The organism is Vibrio bivalvicida, from assembly GCF_001399455.2.
Lineage (GTDB): Bacteria > Pseudomonadota > Gammaproteobacteria > Enterobacterales > Vibrionaceae > Vibrio > Vibrio bivalvicida.
Window position 1 is genome coordinate 38,368 of record NZ_LLEI02000015.1, and the last position, 19,857, is coordinate 58,224.

The 19,857-nt window shown below is 43.6% G+C and carries 14 protein-coding genes; 4 read left to right on the top strand and 10 right to left on the bottom strand.

From position 1 onward, the window contains the following. Positions 1-55 precede the first annotated feature (55 nt). Both APB76_RS02540 and APB76_RS02545 read right to left on the bottom strand, forming a co-directional pair. Positions 56-289: a DUF3389 family protein gene (locus APB76_RS02540; protein WP_054962862.1), complete on the bottom strand. Its 234-nt coding sequence runs from the start codon at positions 287-289 to the stop codon at positions 56-58. Positions 290-291: 2 nt separating this feature from the next. Continuing rightward, positions 292-738: a hotdog fold thioesterase gene (locus tag APB76_RS02545; RefSeq protein WP_054962861.1), complete on the bottom strand. Its 447-nt coding sequence runs from the start codon at positions 736-738 to the stop codon at positions 292-294. A 104-nt stretch (positions 739-842) separates the two neighbouring features. Here APB76_RS02545 and APB76_RS02550 point away from each other — a divergent pair, with 104 nt between their 5' ends. Next, a complete protein-coding gene (locus tag APB76_RS02550) occupies positions 843-1,631 on the top strand; it encodes a M48 family metallopeptidase (RefSeq protein WP_054962860.1) in 789 nt (262 codons plus the stop codon). A gap of 42 nt (positions 1,632-1,673) precedes the next feature. On the opposite strand, the gene APB76_RS02555 is transcribed toward APB76_RS02550, so the two are convergent. Next, positions 1,674-2,756: a site-2 protease family protein gene (locus APB76_RS02555; RefSeq protein ID WP_054962859.1), complete on the bottom strand. Its 1,083-nt coding sequence runs from the start codon at positions 2,754-2,756 to the stop codon at positions 1,674-1,676. A gap of 253 nt (positions 2,757-3,009) precedes the next feature. Here APB76_RS02555 and APB76_RS02560 point away from each other — a divergent pair, with 253 nt between their 5' ends. Further along, complete coding sequence (locus tag APB76_RS02560) at positions 3,010-3,567, top strand: PhnA domain-containing protein (protein ID WP_054962858.1); 558 nt, start codon at positions 3,010-3,012, stop codon at positions 3,565-3,567. Between the two features lie 70 nt (positions 3,568-3,637). Here APB76_RS02560 and pulA read toward each other — a convergent pair whose 3' ends face one another. The 5 genes from pulA to APB76_RS02585 form a co-directional block, all read right to left on the bottom strand. After that, complete coding sequence (gene pulA / locus APB76_RS02565; RefSeq protein WP_054962857.1) at positions 3,638-9,682, bottom strand: pullulanase-type alpha-1,6-glucosidase; 6,045 nt, start codon at positions 9,680-9,682, stop codon at positions 3,638-3,640. 332 nt (positions 9,683-10,014) lie between these two features. After that, positions 10,015-10,716: a DUF1223 domain-containing protein gene (locus tag APB76_RS02570; RefSeq protein ID WP_054962856.1), complete on the bottom strand. Its 702-nt coding sequence runs from the start codon at positions 10,714-10,716 to the stop codon at positions 10,015-10,017. Between the two features lie 131 nt (positions 10,717-10,847). Beyond that, positions 10,848-11,039 (bottom strand): hypothetical protein, encoded by a 192-nt coding sequence (locus APB76_RS02575; RefSeq protein ID WP_054962855.1) that lies wholly within the window; start codon positions 11,037-11,039, stop codon positions 10,848-10,850. Positions 11,040-11,325: 286 nt separating this feature from the next. Further along, on the bottom strand, positions 11,326-12,285 hold the full coding sequence (locus APB76_RS02580; protein WP_049846213.1) for a TerC/Alx family metal homeostasis membrane protein: 960 nt from the start codon (positions 12,283-12,285) through the stop codon (positions 11,326-11,328). Between the two features lie 518 nt (positions 12,286-12,803). After that, entirely contained in the window at positions 12,804-14,555 is a 1,752-nt protein-coding gene (locus APB76_RS02585) for a bifunctional metallophosphatase/5'-nucleotidase (RefSeq protein WP_054962854.1), read from the bottom strand. A gap of 231 nt (positions 14,556-14,786) precedes the next feature. Between APB76_RS02585 and APB76_RS02590 the strand changes: the two genes are divergently transcribed. Then, positions 14,787-16,418, top strand: a complete 1,632-nt coding sequence (locus APB76_RS02590) for an ATP-dependent endonuclease (RefSeq protein ID WP_049846215.1) — start codon at positions 14,787-14,789, stop codon at positions 16,416-16,418. Positions 16,419-16,529: 111 nt separating this feature from the next. Here APB76_RS02590 and APB76_RS02595 read toward each other — a convergent pair whose 3' ends face one another. Next, positions 16,530-17,015, bottom strand: coding sequence for a DUF1097 domain-containing protein (locus tag APB76_RS02595; RefSeq protein ID WP_049846216.1), 486 nt, complete (start codon positions 17,013-17,015; stop codon positions 16,530-16,532). A 165-nt stretch (positions 17,016-17,180) separates the two neighbouring features. Then, complete coding sequence (locus tag APB76_RS02600) at positions 17,181-18,086, bottom strand: LysR substrate-binding domain-containing protein (protein WP_049846217.1); 906 nt, start codon at positions 18,084-18,086, stop codon at positions 17,181-17,183. Positions 18,087-18,337: 251 nt separating this feature from the next. Here APB76_RS02600 and focA point away from each other — a divergent pair, with 251 nt between their 5' ends. Continuing rightward, positions 18,338-19,786 (top strand): formate transporter FocA, encoded by a 1,449-nt coding sequence (gene focA, locus APB76_RS02605; protein WP_049846218.1) that lies wholly within the window; start codon positions 18,338-18,340, stop codon positions 19,784-19,786. The last annotated feature ends 71 nt before the right edge of the window (positions 19,787-19,857 follow it).

Genomic DNA, 19,857 nt, shown 5'->3' on the forward strand with positions numbered 1-19,857 from the left:
TAACCTAGCTCTAAGTTTCCTCATTTAATATTCTCGAATCAAGACAAAAACACGATTATTGGACTTGGCTGCCGATTTGCTCAGCAATCTGTTGGATTTGTTGTTCATTGTCCAATTTTATCGACCACTTGGTTTCGCTGCCGTTGGCGGCAATAACATTAGCCCCTCTACCTATCAAAGTGATAGCATCGGTTTGCGCTTGTAGCGTCACCATGTGCTCACCTGAAAGCTTTACCACCACTTCGTGGTTAGTCACAATGATTTTTCCGCTTTTAAAAGGAATCATCATCGTTATAGTCCTTTGTCTGACGACGCTGATTTTTTATGTTTAACGGCGATGGTCAACCGACTCGTACACACCAAGCGTTCGCGCTCATCAGTAATGTTGATTTGCCACACTTGAGTGGATACCCCTAGATGAATTGGCTTGGCTGTACCAATAACGGTGCCACTTCTCATTGAACGTACATGGTTGGCATTAATATCGAGGCCCACGCAGTAACTTCCTTTTGCAACACAAAAATTAGCAGCGACTGAACCGAGGGTTTCGGCCAAGACAACAGACGCACCACCGTGCAACATACCAAGAGGTTGGTGAGTAAACGAACAAACAGGCATAGTGGCCGCTATGAAATCATCACCTACCTCGGTATAAATAATGTTTAGGTGATCTATCAAAGTATTTTCTGACGTCTTATTAAGGGCTTCAAGACTGATCGATTTTTTCCAGATTGTCATTATGCATTCCACTACTGAATGTGATTACCAAGAATTGTACGCTAATGCTATGATGTGTATAGCTAAATAGTAAGTTTAATATTGCGATTGAAACGGAGAATTCAATGCAGACGTGGTTTAAATTGGTCACTCTCACTGCCGCAATGGCAATGACAGCGTGTACTTCTTCCCCGACAGGTCGTAACCAGTTGCTTCTTTTTTCAGATTCAGATATGAGTAGTTTAGGTGCCCAATCGTTCGAGCAAATGAAGAAGGAGCTCAAGATCAGCTCTGACGCCAAAACAAATGCTTATGTTCAGTGCGTAACAGATACGATTACTAAACATGTCCCGAAACAACCAGGATTTGATCGCTGGGAAGTCGTCGTGTTTGATAGTGATCAAGTCAATGCGTTCGCGTTACCAGGCGGCAAAATTGGTGTCTATACCGGCTTACTTAAAGTAGCGGTCACTCAAGACCAGCTAGCCACCGTTATTGGTCATGAGATCGCACATGTACTTGCCGATCATAGCAATGAGCGACTATCTCAGTCTCAAATTGCTAATGCTGGACTTCAACTGACCAATATAGCACTCGGTTCTTCCGAATACGCACAGTATCGAGGAGCAACCATGGCAGCGCTTGGATTAGGCGTACAATATGGTGTTTTAATGCCCTACGGTAGGACTCAAGAATCTGAAGCGGATATTGTTGGGTTAGAATTGATGGCGAAGTCTGGCTTTGATCCTAACCAGAGTGTCGATCTATGGAAAAACATGGCTAAGGCATCTGGCGGCGCTCAACCGCCAGAACTGCTCTCAACGCACCCTTCTCATGGAACTCGCATTCAGGACCTATCCGCTAAAATACAGACGTTGCCCGATAACAATGTACAACGTCCGAACTGTATTTAAACATTTAAAAAGGGAGCTACATTGCTCCCTTTTCTCTTTACTTTATGTACCTAATATAAGCAGTGGCAAGCTCAACAATTGGTCTCCAGTTGAAGCAAAGAACCAAATAATTCCAATCAATGAAGCAACAAGCCCAATGTACCAAACTGCAGCGACAGCTTGACCGTATCTATCCAGCGGAAGTAAGTGACTATGATGCCTTCCCCTCCACTCAATCACGATTTCCAGCATGCCCATGATAAGCAGGAAACCAAACAACGTAAGTCCTAGTGAGTAGCTTAACACTACGCCACCAGCGGCAGCTGCGGTACACAAGACAATTCCTGCCACACTGTTCATGGAGAAACTGATGCTCTTCAATACATGACCGCCGTCAAGTGGCAATATCGGTAGCAAGTTGAATAGATTTAGAAATGCATTAAATACCGCTAACCCTGCGAAGAACATCTCGCCAGTGATCAAGTAGGCAATTAGCAGGGTGACAGACAGAATTAAACCAAACATCGGCCCCATGATTGAAATGACTACGTCTTGCCAACGCGTATTTATCTTTTCGTCGCTTAATGCAAGCCCACCAAGAAATGGTACTAAATAGATGCCTTTTGTCTTCATACCGAAGTACTTCATCGCGCGTACATGGCCATATTCGTGAAAGACCAAACACGCAATCAAAGCCAGCGCAAATTGAAAAGAAAACAACCATGAATACGCAGCTAAACTTGCCGACGCAAGCACTACTTTAATCAGCTTTGCGCTCTTAAGTGCTTTCATCCCAAGCGATAAAAGACCAATAAGGCTAAACTTTCTTTCTGGCTCAGGCTTAGTAAACGGTGTTTGCTTTTCTATATCTTTAGTATTGCGACTTCCTTGCTCAATGACTTGGCTATCAACTGTTGCAACATACTCTAAGACAAATGGTTGCCATATCAGATTAGTTTCTAATTTACATGCCAGCTCTTGCTCACCATTAAGTAAAGTAAATTCATGGTAGGATTTCTCACCACGGTCGGCATTAGCATCAAGCTGAGAAACGAGTTGATTGTTCCAAAACAGTTGCTGCCAACCCGCCATAGAGCCTTCGAGTCTAAGTGGTTTGCTTAAAAACTCAATTGATAATAATTCCAATGTCTAACCTACTAAATTGATATAACAACGAGTCTGATTATGCCAATCTAGACTAAATAGGTAAAGGAATTGCTGACAATGTGACATTGTCACTAACCATAAGGCATTGATTGTTCAAATCATGTTGTTCAAGTTTCTCATGAAAAGTAAGAATTCGTCGATTTATCGATTTGGATTAGGATTACGCTTTATTTTTGACAGATAAAGTGGATAATAGCCGGCGTTATTAACACCTATAAAATGTGAGTCCATTATGTCTTCTGAAGCAACTATGCTAGAACGCTGCCAATCAAAATGTGAATTATGTGCTGCTGATGCACCATTAACGGCATACGCTGTTCCCCCGCACAGCCATGTGACAGTAGATTACGGAATCATGGTTTGTGACAAGTGTCTTGGTGAGATCGATGAACCAAAAGACATCAACCACTGGCGTTGTCTAAACGACAGCATGTGGAGCCAAGTTCCTGCGGTTCAAGTTACTGCATGGCGTCAGCTAACTCGCTTGAACACAGAAAGCTGGGCGCAAGACGCGCTAGACATGATGTACATGGAAGAAGAGCAAATGAACTGGGCAATGACTGGCATGTCTGCAGATGACAAACCATTCGATTGCAACGGCGTTGAACTTAAAAAAGGTGACGACGTAACGGTTATCAAAGACCTACCAGTGAAAGGCACTAACCAAGTGATCAAGCAAGGCACGGTTATCCGTGGCATCAGCATTGGCGACGATCCTATGCTTGTTTCTGGTAAAGCAAACGGCGGTCAATCTATGTACGTTATCGCGGAATACTGCCGTAAGAAGTAATTCTTTTTTATGACTAAGTAATCAAGAAAGGCGCTCAACTGTGAGCGCCTTTTTACTATTGATTGAGTGTCTATTTCACAAGAAGTAAACGACCCGTTAGTGCTGGCACTGGAACGTTGCCGTTTGAAGCCTGAACGTTAATATTCTCACCAGTGATTAAATCAACAAACGTAGTTGCTGCTTTAATACGAGACAAGTCCACATTCAGAGTTCGTTGGTTTTCGCTTGTATTCAGCGCATAGATGACTTGCTGATCACCATTAACTTTAAGATCGGCGTAAAGCGTATCGTCAAGCCAAAGGTTTCTGCGTTCACCATTGTATAAGGCTGGATGTTCGCTACGAACCTTCATCAGCTTAGCAACGTAAGCTTTAAGATCGCTTTGCTCTGCACTTAACTTCTCTCCTGTCACACCTTCAACTTTAGCGCTTGAGCGTGCCACATGATCATCACATTGACCCACGCTAGCACAATCAGACGTGACCTTAGCAGCAAAGTGCTCTACCTCATCACCAATTTCTTCACCGTAGTAGAAAGTAATTGGGCCTGAGTACGCAGCCAAGAAACTGTATGCAGCTTTATGGCGGGGGAAATAGTCACCTAATCCACCACGTTGAATCAAATCACCGAATCGTACTAGATCGTGGTTACCAATCATCAAGTTGGGCATTGCATGGTATGGCGATTTAACACGTGAGTTCCAAACTGCGTCGAGCGCGCGTGCATTGCTCTTAGCACCAGACTCTTCCACTGCAAGCGCTTGAACTAACCCGTAACGTAAAGGGAAGTTGAATGCCGATGATAGACCGGGTTCAGCGTCACTACCATAAACGGTACGCGTTATTTCGTCTGCACTGCTCCATGCTTCACCAACCATGTATCCCAGTGTTCCCCACTTTTTACCCGCGATAACGTTCTCCATTGAAGCTCGTTCAACCGCTGTGCGGATATTTATCCAGCTCTTAAGTGGTACTTGGTAAGCTTGGTCTAATCTCCAACCGTCTATCCCATACTCTTTGATCCAGTAGGTCGCGACTTCAGTAAAGAAGGCTTCACTATCGGCATTTGGGTAGTTGACATATTGACCTGGGTATCCAGGCTCTTTTCTTAAGCTTGGCACTTTACCCGTCGGTGATGGCTTAGCACCGTTAATATGCGTATGACCAAACACACCGTCAAGGAAGACATAAAGCCCTTTCGAATGTGCAGAATCTATCAGCTCTTTTAACTTTTCGTTTGAACCGAACTTCGGATCAACGTTAAAGAAGTCACAGGCAAAGTAACCCGTTGCGTCAAGTCTGTTATCACCACCTTGCCCTGCACATGAATCAAACACTGGTGTTAGCCAAATAGCGTTCATGTTTAGATCTGCGATATAGTCTAGGCTGTTGATGATTCCTTGGAGATCGCCTTTATGGTGGGAATTACCATAGCCTACACCGTAGTCATGATTCGAGTCACCATCAACAAAAGATTCAACCATCACTTGATAAGTTCGTAGATCACAAGCGTTATTGTTGTCACTGTAACAGCCGTAATCTAGCTCAGTATCTTTTACCGCAACTTTTAACGAAGACTTGTCTTTGGCGTTTAATGTAAAGTCATACACGCCCTGCTTGGTGACAGTTACTTTGATATTGCCATTTCCAGCATCTTCCAGGGTGACTGAGCCATCAGCAAGTGTGAATGAGCCAAAGCCTAGATTCACCGTACTCCAATCTTCAGAAGCAAGTTTGAACTCATACACACCAGGTGTTAAGTAGCCGTTGAAGCTGTATACACCCTCGCCTTTGTATTGCATTTCACTACCTGTACTCCAACCGTTCATTGAACCACGAACGTAAAGCTTAGTAGTGCCGTAAGGCGCGACATCGACTGGCTTGTTATCAACAACGAGTCCTTCACCTTGACCTCCACTCTGCGGCAAGACAAATACAGCTGCGGTCAGTGGAGGAACCGTAAAGTTCTCGTTGGCGAACGTCGCTTGTTTAACGATAGGATCATCTGAATTTCTCAACGCATCATGTAGGACAAAATCTTTTGCCCCCGCTACTTTGAGGGTTTGCTCAGAAGTATTGGCATTGATTACGACCATTAACGCATCATTGTTGCTATCTAGATCGGCGCCTACAGAAATACCATCATTGACTGACATAGCAATTAACCCCGGTAAGGCATTGCTTCCCGTATTGTGGAATCGCACGCGATCGACTACCTCTTTTTCAGAAACAAGCTTGAGAAGAGGCGTTGAAGAACGAACTTGCAATAGTGCTTTAAACGCACTGTCTGACCACTCGATATCTTTTGCTGAGGCGACCGTGTTTGGGTTACTAATCACCGATTTAATCGCATTCCAGTTAGCTTGATCTTTATCTGCTCTTGGTAAGCCGACATTCCAATTATTGGTTTGCTTACTGAAATCAACCTTGTTGTACCAGTCACCGCTATCGTAGCTGTCCCGCTCCATCGACTTCGAACGCAGCAATTCTGATCCCATATGAAGGAAAGGAACGCCTTGTCCTAACATGACCGTAGAAATACCAATGATCTGCATTCTGGCACGCTGCTCAGATGTCATATCGGCAGACGCCTTGTACTGATTGAAGTCCCACAAGGTTTGGTTGTCATGCTTAGATACGTAGTTGATCGATTCTTGTGGATCTAAGGTGTACGCAGCGCCTTGACCACCATATTGATAGTCTTTGCCATACACAACACTGCCACTGTACGTCTCAAGTGGGTAGTTTTGTAGGTTGCCCGTCATACCGTAGCGAATCAGATCCATCTTCGATTTGAGTGCATCATCGAATCGGTCGCCAGCATTGGTAAATCCAGGCGTCTTCAGCAGCGCATCACCGCTATCGAAAGGCCCCCCTCCACGTACGCCGTCGCGAAGTCTATCGTTATAGGTGCCAATCCCTGTACCTGCCATTGGCCATTGGGTCGCATTCTCACCACGCTGACCATTCGCGACCTCACCAAAGTTCCAGCCTTCGCCGTAGAACCAAGTATCAGGATCAACCTGCTTCGCCTTGTCGTAGATATGCAGCATGTTTGACTTCATTAAGTGACCCATTAGGTCAAAGCGGAAACCATCGATCTTGTAGTCTTGCGCCCACATCATGACACTGTCTGCTACAAGCTTTTCGAACATGCGATTTTCTGAGGCGGTGTTGTCACAACACGTCGAGTTTTCAACAGCACCCGTAATTGGGTTCAATCGGTGGTAATAACCTGGAACGGTTTTGTCAAGCACTGACTTATCGTACAAACCTGATGAGTAAGTATGGTTGTAAACGACATCTTGAACCACGCGGAAGCCCATCTCGTGAAGTTTTTTAACCATTTCACGATATTCGCGGATACGATCAGTGCCATCTTTTGACACCGCATAGCTACCCTCAGGAGCGCTATAGTGGAATGGGTCGTAGCCCCAGTTAAAACCATCTAGTGGTCTGATATCGGCAAGTAGCGCCTGAGCTTCGCCTGTACTTGGATCGGTTTGCTCTAGAAGAGATAAGATCGTTGTACTATGACTGGTGCCATCACCACATAATTTTGCTTTAGGATTGACAGAACAAAGCTTACCGACTGTATCGGTGAGATTGACCGTTTTGGCCTCTTGTTCAGGAACCGAAGCTAGGTCATAACTTGGCAATAAGTGAATGGTTGTTAAGCCCGACTCTTTAAGCGATTTTAGTTGCTTAACACTGTCACGCTCGTCCTCTAAGAAGGCGGTGTACTTACCATTTCTCTCTGATGTACCGTGCTTGTCACTGACACTAAAATCTCGAATGTGAAGTTCGTAAATTATGTTGTCTTCTGGGTTTTGTAACTCAGGGATGGTGTGGGAATCCCAACCATTGGGTTTAGTTTGAGCTGAGCTTAAATCGACCAATTGTGAATGTAAGCTATCGGTGCTGAGAGATAATGAATAAGGGTCAGTGCTCATCATCCATTCAATACGATCTGTTTTTGGATGGTAGGCTTTTACGCGATAGCGATAGAAGATATTCTCTAATGCCGCGCTTCCTTGATAAGACCAAACACCTGTGCTTGGGTCAAGAATCATCTTCAATGGTGACTCTTTAACAAGCGCTTTGTCGCTATCATATAGATAAAGTTCGACGTCTTGAGCCGTTGGTGCCCAAACCGCAAAGTTTGCCGTGTCACCTTGGATCCAACTGCCTAGTTTTGCTTCATCGGCGTCATTTGGACCATTTGTGTAAAGCGTATCGATAACACCTGGGATCTGTATGCGAGTCGCTACAAGAGGTTGGCCTTGTTCATCTAATGCGACAGCAATTAATTGCTGTTTGAGTAACCCTTTCGCTTCATCGGCGGTCACTGCTAGATTAAATTGTACGCGACCTTTTAAATGAGGGAATTTTGCATTGTCTACGACACCGGCCAAGTCCAAACTGTGTTTCGTAAACTGCTGTGGTTTACTAATATTTCCTGCGCCAGAGGCGCTTGACCAAAGTTGATAGCTTTTTGCCTGTGAATGATCAAACCACGCAAAGGTATTGAGATCTAACCAATGCGCCGCAGCCCCTGAAAGTTCGACAACAGTTTGTTCATTTGGCGAGTATTTTATGTTTGAATTGCCATGAGTCGTGTAGAGCGTATTACCCTTAGTGAACTCAAGTTTTAGGTCATCACCACCTAACGCTTTGTCATTGCCTTTATGAACGATGAAGTTCATACATGCACCGTGTGCATCTTTTAAAGGAATAACATATTTAGCCCCATATTCTGGGTGAACTTCTTTCCAACTATACGGGTTACCCCAATCAACTCCATTTAAAGCCCCCTCGCTCACTGAATCACAACTTCCGTTGTTCCATAAGTGCAATCCCCAGTCAGCGTAGTTGCCATCATCACGCTTGTAGTAAATCACGGCTTCTTGGTAAATTGGTGCTGGCTCAGTTGATGTGTTATCTGGGTTCTTAGGATTTGGATCGATCGAGTCTGGGATACCATCCCCATCATCATCGCTCGAAGCAAAGTCACCTAACCCATCACCGTTAGTATCGGTGCTTTCAAATCTATCTTTAGGGAACGCATCCGCACTATTTGGCGCACCGTCGCCGTCAATGTCTTTGTCTTCAACATCTGCAATGCCATCACCATCATAATCACTTGGTTTGCTCTGAGCAGAATATGGATTGCTACCCAAGCGGTCTTCATCGATATTGCTCCATCCATCACCATCAATATCTGGGTCTAAACTGTCGGGAATTTTATCGCCGTCGAGATCGTCTGGTTGGCTACTCGCGTTGTATGGGTCGGTACCTAAACTCCTTTCGACTTCATCGGCAAAGCCATCATTATCGTCGTCTAAATCGCGATGATCACCAATGCCATCTTGGTCGCTATCCGCAGACTCCTGAATGTCGTTCGGGAACAAATCCACTACATCAGCAACACCATCGCCATCAGTATCAGCGGAAACAGCAGGAACGCCGCTAGCGTCAATCATTAGGGTTACGCCGTCTAGTAAGCGATTACCTTGTTTTTTTTCTTTGCCTAAGGCTTTTGCACCGAGCTCTACTGTGTCGATAAGTTTGTCTAAAGTGTGGTCTTCAATGTTGCTAGGTAATACTTGAGCCATCGCCTTAGCGGTGCTTGCAACAAGTGCTTGTTGGCGCTCAATATAATCAGAGTCTAAGTTCAACTTAGGTTGCTTTAGCTGACGTCGAAGCTTGCGTAGTGCTCTTTTTTCACTCTTCCCGTCCATCATCTGAAGCGATACGTAGGTGGAGAGAGGCGTAATGTAACTGTGGTCAGCAGGAGCGAACATTAAATAATCTCGCGTCGCTTTCACTTCTGGGATATCGCTATCGATAGAAACACCACGTTTGACGTGAGCAATAAGGTGAGCATTTCGATCTTGCTTAGACAAACCACTGATATCGATTACCGCATATCCGGCTTTGTCCGTTGTTGCTGACGGCTCATGGTCATCCTTCTCATAGTTACCATTGACGTCGAGCCAAACCTCGGCGTTTTCAATGTAACCATCCATAACTTGTACCTCTAGTTGGTCATTACAACCTGCTAGAAGCCCAAGCGATGCCATAGCAATGCTTAGTTTTGTTAGCTTGATGTTCATTCTTATATCCATTTTCAATTCACGTTCTAAGGTTAAACTTGTTAAAATAAAGTCATTAACCCTCAGTTTGACGTTATATTTGGATATCGAATTAACACCTCATCCTATCAATACTTCCCGCTAGGCGTAGATCAAAAGGAGTAGATTTATTTTTGGATTTGAAGTCACACGGACAAGGCTGAGTTAGATCGGATCATTACACTTTGATGACACATTGGGTGAGTGAAACGACACTTTGTAGCAGTAGATTAAGGATAAATTGTAGGTTAGCAACAATGTGCCTCAATTGTGAGAAACATGATCTTATACAGTATTAGGTCAACAAGCTCTAGTTACTCAATTGTCCCCGCAACCGTTTGTATCCGTTCAAAGCTTCCCACTGGTGTAACCCATGCCGCAACCGCATCCACTTCACTCATTTCCCCTTCATAAGTGAAGTGCCAACGTCCTTCATCAGACCGTGATTGTGAGCGCGCAAGAGCAATAAAATCATGTTCTAGCGTTTTTCCTCGGTTTTCCCCCGCTCGAATTACTGTTGTTTGATCGTTTGAGATAAAGACAATGGTCGCATCAAGCATGGCGGCACTATCGTCATATTTAAGTTCAAACGAGTTCCCTTTCCTAACCAGAGTTAAACGTTTTGCTGCAGGCTGGATGTTGTCAGGCAACTCTCTATTCACCCAATTAAAAAAACCGCGCCACTCTTCGCCATCAACGACAAATCCAGGTGTATAGACACTGTCAACCAAATCATAAGCATGGTAAAGGCGCTGAAGTTGAGAGAACTCAGGTTTAGAAAACTTGTCTTTCCAACCTAAATAGTCCCAATAATCAACATGGTAGACAACGGGAATGACTTCATCCCATAAGTCGACTCTACGTTCAAGTTTGGAAATGTATTTATCTGCAGGTGGACAACTCGAACAGCCCTCAGAAGTAAAAAGCTCGACGACTTGAGCAGGTTTGCCATCATTAACCCAGATTTGTCCGGCACTTACTGTTGATATAACGGAGAGAGCAATCAAAGCGGTCATCTAAAAGTCCTTATCAGTAATACTTTTGATTATTTGAAGAGATTGACCGCGCGTCGTTCGATTAAATTTCCAAAAAGCAAAAAAAAAACGCTAGCAAGCTGCTAGCGTTTTTATGAAATCTAAAATCGAATTTAACGATAAAGACCGATATCTTTTTGCATATGACCAGACAAATCACTCGCATAATGAGCGCGAGGTTCAGTGTTGTCAGTAAAAAGAATATCTAATAGGTGTGCAATCAATCCTTTGAAAGAAACCGAGTAGGTTTTTTTATCCATAGAGATAGGAGCTTCGATATTACCGATGTGCATTGCTTGTGCCATGATTGCCTCTCTATAAACTGTATAATTCGTTTCGATGAGGCAATATTAAGCAATATTTCACTGCTCAAAAAATGACTATTTTTAATTTTTAAGATAAGTTTTCCTAATGAAACAACCTGTTAACAATGCACAATTCATCATATGCACCCATTGTGCTTATTATTCCACTCACCCTTAATTAAAATGAATAGATATCTTTTACGTACTCCAAAAACCGCCCTTACGTCACAAATATTTTACAATAATTGTTATTTAGGTGGCGGCTTAATCGTTTTAATTTATTAGTTTATCTATCAACAAGTGCAGATGTTCTCGCTGAATCATTTTTCTGCTTTATAACAGAAGCTATAATAGCGGTCGTCATCGTTGCTAGTAGAACTAGTAGAGAAACGACGGTTGGGATTTCCCACTCAGAACCGACAAGCACCATCTTGGTTCCTATGAATACCATAATGAAAGACAAAGCTGGTTTAAGATAGATAAACTTATCCATCATCCCCTGTAAAACAAAGTACAGCGAGCGCAAACCAAGCAATGCAAACACGTTAGCTGCTAGCACTAAGAAAGGCTCTCTTGTTACTGCAAATATTGCTGGGATTGAATCGAGTGCAAACATGACGTCCATAAATGCAATGACTGCAATCACAATGAACATCGGCGTTGCAATACGTTTACCCTGCTCTACTATTGTCAATGCGTTACCATGATAGCGTTGACTTATAGGAACAAAGCGGCGAATCAAACGTTCAGGGAGTGGGTTGATCTCTTCGTTCCCTTTATCTCGCGCAAGCTGGACACCTGTCCAGATAAGGAACAATGCAAATACGTAGAGTACCCAATGGTATTGAGCAAGCAACTGTGCGCCAACTGCGATCATAACCGCACGTAAGGCAAGCGCACCGAGAACCCCCCATAATAGAGCGCGAGGCCTTAGATTCTCTGGCACCGCATATTGATGAAAGATAATCGCAAACACAAACAAGTTATCAACGCTCAGGGACTTTTCTAGTAAATAACCAGTAATAAACGACACTGTTGCTTTCTCAGAAGTATATTCACTGCCCGGAGCATAAAAATCCCAGAACAGGTAAATGGTTGCTGCAAACAAAAAAGCTAAAGCGAACCAAAGCACACTCCAAACCGCTGCATTCTTTATCGTGATTTGCCCACCACGGGTTTGCCATACATCGAGTGCGACAAGGACTAGTGTCAGTATTCCAAAGCTAAAGTAAGTAATTGGGGTCATAAATCCTCCAGAGGCGGAGGGATCGGATAAGTATTGAAGTGTGACGATCCCTACCGCAAACAAAAACTCTACCCCAATGCCTATAAGCATTGGTGTAGCATCTGATTACGTTGGTCTCGTCGAAATACGGCTTGATACTGGTTATCAGCAATATTTATACTTACCGGATAGAGCTACGTCTAACGAGATGACGATAAGTAAACTAGAGGCGACTACTCCCCAAACAAGGCAAATTCTATTCTTGAAATGAAAATGAGTCCACAATTAAAACTAAAAAGGAGCAAATTATTTGCTCCTTTTTACTGCGTTCCCGTGGTGGTTATTTGGCAATCACACTGTTTATATATGAGTGCTTTAATCATATTTATGATGTCACACACCACCAACGGGAATAAAGTAGACAAGTGCTGACCATACACCGACCCAGCTTACAATGACAGCAATGTCTATCCAGTCTTTACTCCACATAATACCCTCCTTTGAGTACTATCTATTCGTAGCACGAACCCTAGGAGTAATTAGCAACCTTTATGCCATCGTTGTGGAACAACATCGCTAACGTTACGATTGAGTGTTTGAGGCTTATCTGTGAGTAAATTAATAAAACAATCGGCCATTGATTTTGTTGTTATGAGCCCTTCACTCTCCATTTTCAAAATAGCTTCGTATCCTTCTTTCCCCTTCATGGTATAGGCCGACGAAGTACCTAGATACACATGTTCAGGTTTGACTCTTATCCACTCCCCCGTTGGGGCTCTCAATTCTAATCGACTAACTCGTTGGCCTTTTGCGGCTGAAGGTTCGTAATCAAACCGTAGGTTGTGTGTGTATGGGTAAGAACCGTCCCCAGTACCATCCACGCCATTGTTGAGCGCGTTATCTAGTGCACCTTCTAGGACGAGTGGCAAATACTCGCCTTTGATCTTGTAGACACCAATCGGCACCGCAAATGGCAACAGTTTTCCGGCAACATCCGCAACAGACACATCACCCGGATTTATCGAACTTCTCACGCCACCTGCATTATGGATAGCGAAGTCAACGTTAAATCCACATTGTTTCATCGTATAAGTGAATGACTCAGCAACTAAAGGGGCAAGTTCACTCGCACCAAGTTCATCCGGAACACGTATATGACGCAGCTTTCTTTTTGCTCGGGCGATAATCTTTCTTTGTAATTCGCGCACTTGGCAAGTGTACTTGTCATTTAACACCCCTTGAACCGTCGTGTCTTTCTTACACACCACGACATTGGGGTGGTTATCAACAAATTCACGGGCCTTTTGGTAAGGGGTATCAGTGTGAGTTTCGCTCATACTTGCGTCGATAAATAATCTTCGCCCCAATAGCAGTTCATTGCGCCCTTCAAATGAAACTAAGGTCCCGTCGGCTTCGAACTCTAAATCACAATGCCCCATAGTTAGCGCATGAAAACCTGCTTGGACAATATGCGTATCATTGATTTTAATACCATAAATGTCTTCTTTTCCCAGTCCGATGCCACTAAAGTCACCCTGTAATATGTGACTATGCCCCCCAACAATCACACTGATCCCATTCACATGCTTAGGAAGTTCTAGGTCGGCTTCATAACCCATATGACTTAGGAGGATGATTTTGTTGATGCCCGCGTTATGAATTTGTTTAACGGTGTTTTTGGCGGTTTCTATTGAATTGACAAAAGGTGTATCCCAATCAGGGTTAGAAATATCTGCCATCTTATCGAGAGCTAGGGAGAAGATCGCAATCGAGTCATCACCAACTTTTTTGATAATCCAGCTCGCCGAATGCGTCTCTTTATTAAAGCTATGGACAATTGGGTTATCAGACAAGCGACATCGCTTATTACTGAGCTCATCACTTAAATCCCAGTTCCCTGCAAGCAGCGGAAAATCAATTCGATTGGCAAATTCAGCAACAGGTTCATTGCCCATATCCAATTCGTGATTACCCAGCGCCATCGCATCAATTTTTAGATTGTTGAGCATGGTCGCATTTGCTTCGCCCTTAAATAGCGAAAAATAAAGCGTCCCCTGAAAACAATCGCCCGCATGAAGAAACAAAAATTCCCTATCACTTTCTTTTGCTTGCCCACGTAGCTGATTTACTCGTGTCATAATACGAGCAAAACCACCAGCACTGACATATGGGCAAAGAGCTTCACCCTCAACGCCGATGGTGAGTTGTAACGAAGTAGGTTCAAAATAGGAATGGGTGTCGTTGATGTGCGCTAGCCTTAGCTTAGTTGTTTTATTGTTTTTATCTGTCATGTTTTCTCTCTCTTTTCACGCTATCCTAACGCAATCTGTATGACAGAAAAATTATAATTCACAGTTATTGTATGTATGACATTCCCTATACACTAATTTTCGTGACATCCATCCTAATCGCTCAAGATGTCACCAACTGCAAGTTTTACCGATTCTTTGTGAGCTAAACGTCTGCCAATACAGAAGTTTTCGATTATGCTTAAAAGAACAGAAGCATAGTGGAGCGACTCTATGAAGCTAGAGCGAATTGAAATTTCTGGTTTTCGCGGTATTAAAAGGCTTTCCATTGCATTTGATGAATTAACGACGCTTATTGGTGAAAATACTTGGGGCAAGTCCTCACTACTCGATGCACTTTCAGTTGCCCTACCGCCTGAAGGCATACCATATAGTTTTGAACTTACAGACTTTCACGTCGATTACTCCATCGCTCACCCTCAGTCTCAACACTTACAAATCGTATTAAGCCTAGTATCAACAGATAAAAATGAAATTAACTCTGGCCGCTACCGCAAGATAAAGCCCATTTGGGTTCAAGATTCGCAGGGAACAAACCGAATTATTTATCGACTCAGCGCTTCGCGTGATCAATATGATATTGAGACGGAATATACATTTCTCGACTTAGACGGTAACCCCATTCACCTACATCACTCTGAAAAATTGGCCCAAGAATTAATGACCCTACACCCAGTAATTCGATTGCGCGATTCGCGCAGGTTCGAAAGACCAGTTTCAGATGCCAAAGATGTCAATGCACGGGTAGAAAAACGTATCGACAACACTTGCAGAAGATTACTGGCGATCCCCGGGCACGTCAATAAAGGCGAGATGCGCAGTAGCCTAAACTCAATGAACGCCTTGGTTGAGCATTACTTTTCATTTAAATCAAACTCGCGTAAGAATCTGCGCAAGCAACGTGACGGGATTTTCTTCAATGCCTCTCCAGGTTCAAAAAGTATTTCTCAAGTTGTAGAAGAAACCAAAGACAAACAAACGCGACTACTTTTTATGGGCCTACTTAATGCGTATCTCCAGGCTAAAGGCCCTACAACCCTAAGAAGATGTGCTCGGCCATTGTTGATCATTGAAGATCCTGAGGGACGACTCCATCCGACACACCTTGCTCGAGCATGGGGATTACTACAACTGCTACCAATGCAAAAAATCCTCACTACCAATAGTGGTGATTTGCTGGGTCAGGTTCCACTCGCAAGTATTCGTCGCCTAGTCCGCTTATCAGACCGAACGATTACCAAATATATTCCCGATCAAGGGTTAGGACGTGATGAACTAAGACGTATTGGTTTCCACATCCGTTTTCATCGCTCTGGGGCATTATTCGCTAGATGCTGGCTTCTTGTTGAAGGCGAAACCGAAGTATGGCTTTTTAATGAACTAGCTAATCAATGTGGATATAACCTTGCCGCCGAAGGCGTACAGATTATTGAATTTGCTCAATCAGGCTTAAAGTCGTTAATAAAAGTGGCTAAGGCTTTTGGCATTGATTGGCATGTGGTGACAGACGGCGATGCTGCTGGTAAGAAGTACGCGGCCGCAGTTAAAGCGCAACTCGATAACGATCAACAACGCCACAGGCTCACAGAGTTGCCTGATAGAGACATCGAGCACTATTTATACAACAATGGATTTGAGCCTTTTTTTAAAAATATGCTCCGAATTCCCTTAGAGCACCCTATTCCAGCCAAAAAAGTCGTCACGAGAGTTCTTAAGAAGTTTGCTAAGCCCGATCTTGCTCTTGCGATTGTTTCACATTGTGAGAACCAAGGTATTGAAGGAATACCTATTTTACTTCGATGGACATTAAAACGCGTTGTGACAATGGCTAACGGCAATACATAAAAAAGCGGCATCTAATCATTAGATGCCGCGTATCAAAAAGACTGCTGATACAAATCAATCGGGGGTTATCCTCAACAACCTCGGTATTGTTGCTAGGATGAGCATCAAAGGCTAAGAGCGAGTCTGTAAACTTGCATTAGCCTGAGATTGAGTTGACTTTTGATGGATCCACAAGCCACTGGCTTTCATTAGATAACCGAAGATTCCGCCAAGGATAAGTGAAGGGATCACTAGTTTCCAATTTCCATCTGCCGCAAATGTCGCGCAGGAACCAATAAAAGTCCCTGGAATGTACCCAAGCCAAGTTTGTTTTGCTTGTATGCACATCAAGAAAGCGACAATTGCGGTTATTACATAACCTAAGATTTCAAGCGAGGCAAACTGCGATGCGTGGATAATTACCATTGCCCAAAAAACACCACTCATATTGGTTATCAAACTAACTGATAATCCCTTTAGACCATCATTCGGTGATGCGAAATAGCTAGTGCATCCCAAAAAGCCTGCCCATGAAAGCAAACCTAAGGTGATGGCTATCCATCCCCAAACACCAGATAAAATGCCTGTCGTAAGAGAAATTGCGAATAGAGTGGTCATTGCGTCTCGCCCAGAGTGTGTCATCACACATCAAAAGTACAAGATTGCATAATAGGTAAAATATCGACACTCAAGTAATACCTTGATCACATTATTAAAGTAACAAACCTTTGTTGGATCATGGTTATTGTGATGCAATCGATATTTCAACAGTTTTAGTAAATACTAAAGAACCGATGGTTTACCTTTCATCATTCTAGCCCCCTCTCTTTTAATACACTCTACTAGCGGGTTTTCGACCATATCAGCGCGCCAAACAAATGAGAGCGTTCGTTCCATCGTAAGCTCAGGCACATTGAGTGCCACTAGTTGGCCGCTTTCTATTGAGCGTTCAACATCTAGATAAGGTAAACAGGTAAGATACTGTCCATTTTCGACCATGCTGCGCAAAACAGGAACATGCTCATATTCACGCCAGACATCTAAGTCTTCAATAAGATGGTGAATAGAACTATCAAATATCATTCTTGTGCCGCTACCATGCTCTCTCAGTACCCAACGCGCTTGTTCAAGCTGTGCAAGGCTTACGGTTTCGTGACGAGCAAACGGATGATGGGCTGCTGCAACAACCGTCAAATGATCTCGACACCATACCTCTTGGTTTAATCGATTGTCGTCGCAACGACCTTCGATAATCCCGATATCGTATTTGTAGTCAAGAACACCCTGTAAAACGCTGTCAGTACTTTTCACTTTAAGTGAAATGCGCATTTCTGGAAATGAGTTATCAATAATACTGATAAGGTCTGGAACTAAGTGTTCCGCTGGGGTTTGGCTTGCGCCTAGCTTTAAATGCCCACTCAATAAGTGTTGCTCGTAAAACCCCATTTCGATCTGCTGAGCATCCTGCAACAAGCGTTTTGCTTTTGGTCGTAACCACATTCCCCAATGAGTAAGCGCCATTTGCTTGCCTTGCCGTTCAAAAAGAGGACGGCCAAGCATCTTTTCAAGTTGAGCTAGCGACATACTGGTTGCCGATTGCGTTAACGCAAGCTTATCGGCAGCCAAACTTACACTTCCCGTATCAGCAACAGCATCAAAAACTGCGAGCTGTTTCAATGAATATCGCATAGCGCTCCTATCCTTGTTTCCAATATTGAGTTGTTGTCTGTAACACTCTGATCTCTCGCTAATTGTAGTTCCAATAAGCAAGTCGTTTCATTTTACCCATCAAAATTTCCTTATCAATATTTTTGATGAGGATTTTAAAAATTATCAATTTTACCTGATGTTGTGACTTACCTATTCTGGTTTGGCAGCGAACATCAAGTCGCTGAAATCTTAAGGAGGTTTAACTATGAAATTTGCACTTGGGAGCGCTTATGGCATCAGCTCAAACGAATAATCAATATTTTTCTCCCATCGAGATGATGGCTGAGGCAGAAAAATTCGCTCTCAGTAAAGCAAAGAAAAGCAGTGGCATGACTTTGAGCCTAGCAATAATGGCTGGCGCGTTTATTGGCTTGGCATTTCTCTTTTATATCACTGTTACAACGGGTAGTGCCGAAGCTGGATGGGGATTAAGCCGCTTAGCCGGCGGATTGGCCTTTAGCATGGGCTTAATTTTGATTGTGATTTGTGGCGGTGAACTATTCACCAGTTCCGTCCTATCAAGCATTTCATGGGCGAACAAACAAATTAGCTTTAGCAAGATGCTTTCTATTTGGGGCAAAGTTTACCTTGGTAACTTTATTGGAGCCATGTTGCTACTAGTCATCGTGTCGGCTGCAGGTCTGTACCAAATGGACCACGGTCAATGGGGGCTGAATGCATTAAACATCGCCCAACATAAACTGCACCATACTCCTGTTCAAGCTTTTGCTCTGGGCGTTCTGTGTAACTTACTTGTTTGTTTGGCTATATGGCTCACTTTCAGCAGTGCCAATGCGATGACAAAAGCAGCGATGACCATCATGCCAGTTGCAATGTTTGTCTCCAGCGGTTTTGAACACTGCGTCGCAAACATGTTTATGGTGCCGTTGGGTATCGTTATTCACAACTTCGCACCAGAAAGTTTCTGGCAGCAAATCGGAGTCGCATCCACTCAATATGCTGACCTCAACATTCAACAATTTGTCTTCGCCAACCTTATTCCTGTCACGTTAGGAAACATCGTCGGCGGTTCTGTACTCGTCGGACTGGCTAACTGGGGGATTTATCGCAGACCACAACTTAAAGCGGCAAATGTACACGCAATCACTACAACAACTCAGATTAATTCGGCTAAGGAAATCACTATGAACAGCAACATTACTGCATCAGCAATCATGAACCAGCAACCTCTAGTACTGCGCGCAGAAATGCCAACATCAGTGGCGATCGATACTCTACTAGACAACCATCAAGTCAGTGCACCTGTTTGTGACGTTGAAGGCCGATTAGTTGGGTTCTTCTCTGCTCATGACGTAATGGTGGATCTTTGGTGCCAAGATTACATACCAGCCAAAGAACAGAAAGTGGTCGACATTATGTCACGAGACGTTGTTGCTATCGATGCTAATGACAAGCTCGTCGACATTGCTGAGTTCCTCTGTATCGATAAAGAGCAACTTTATCCAACAACTAGCATGGGTATTGCTACTCAGTTCACCACGCTTTCTTTAGAAGAACGTGCGAAAGCAATGAAAGTAAGCAAGCCTCACGTATTGCCGGTTTTAGACAATGGATCGTTAGTTGGTGTGATCACTCGAGAAAACGTGCTAATTGCCCTGCGTCCTATTTACGGTGAGCGTATCACGGTTGTGGAAGAGCGTGAGCTTGAGTCGGCGTAACAATAAAACATAACAACGCTAGGCTAGGATTTTGGTTAGGAAATAAGTCGCTTGACCAAAAAGCCCCCAAC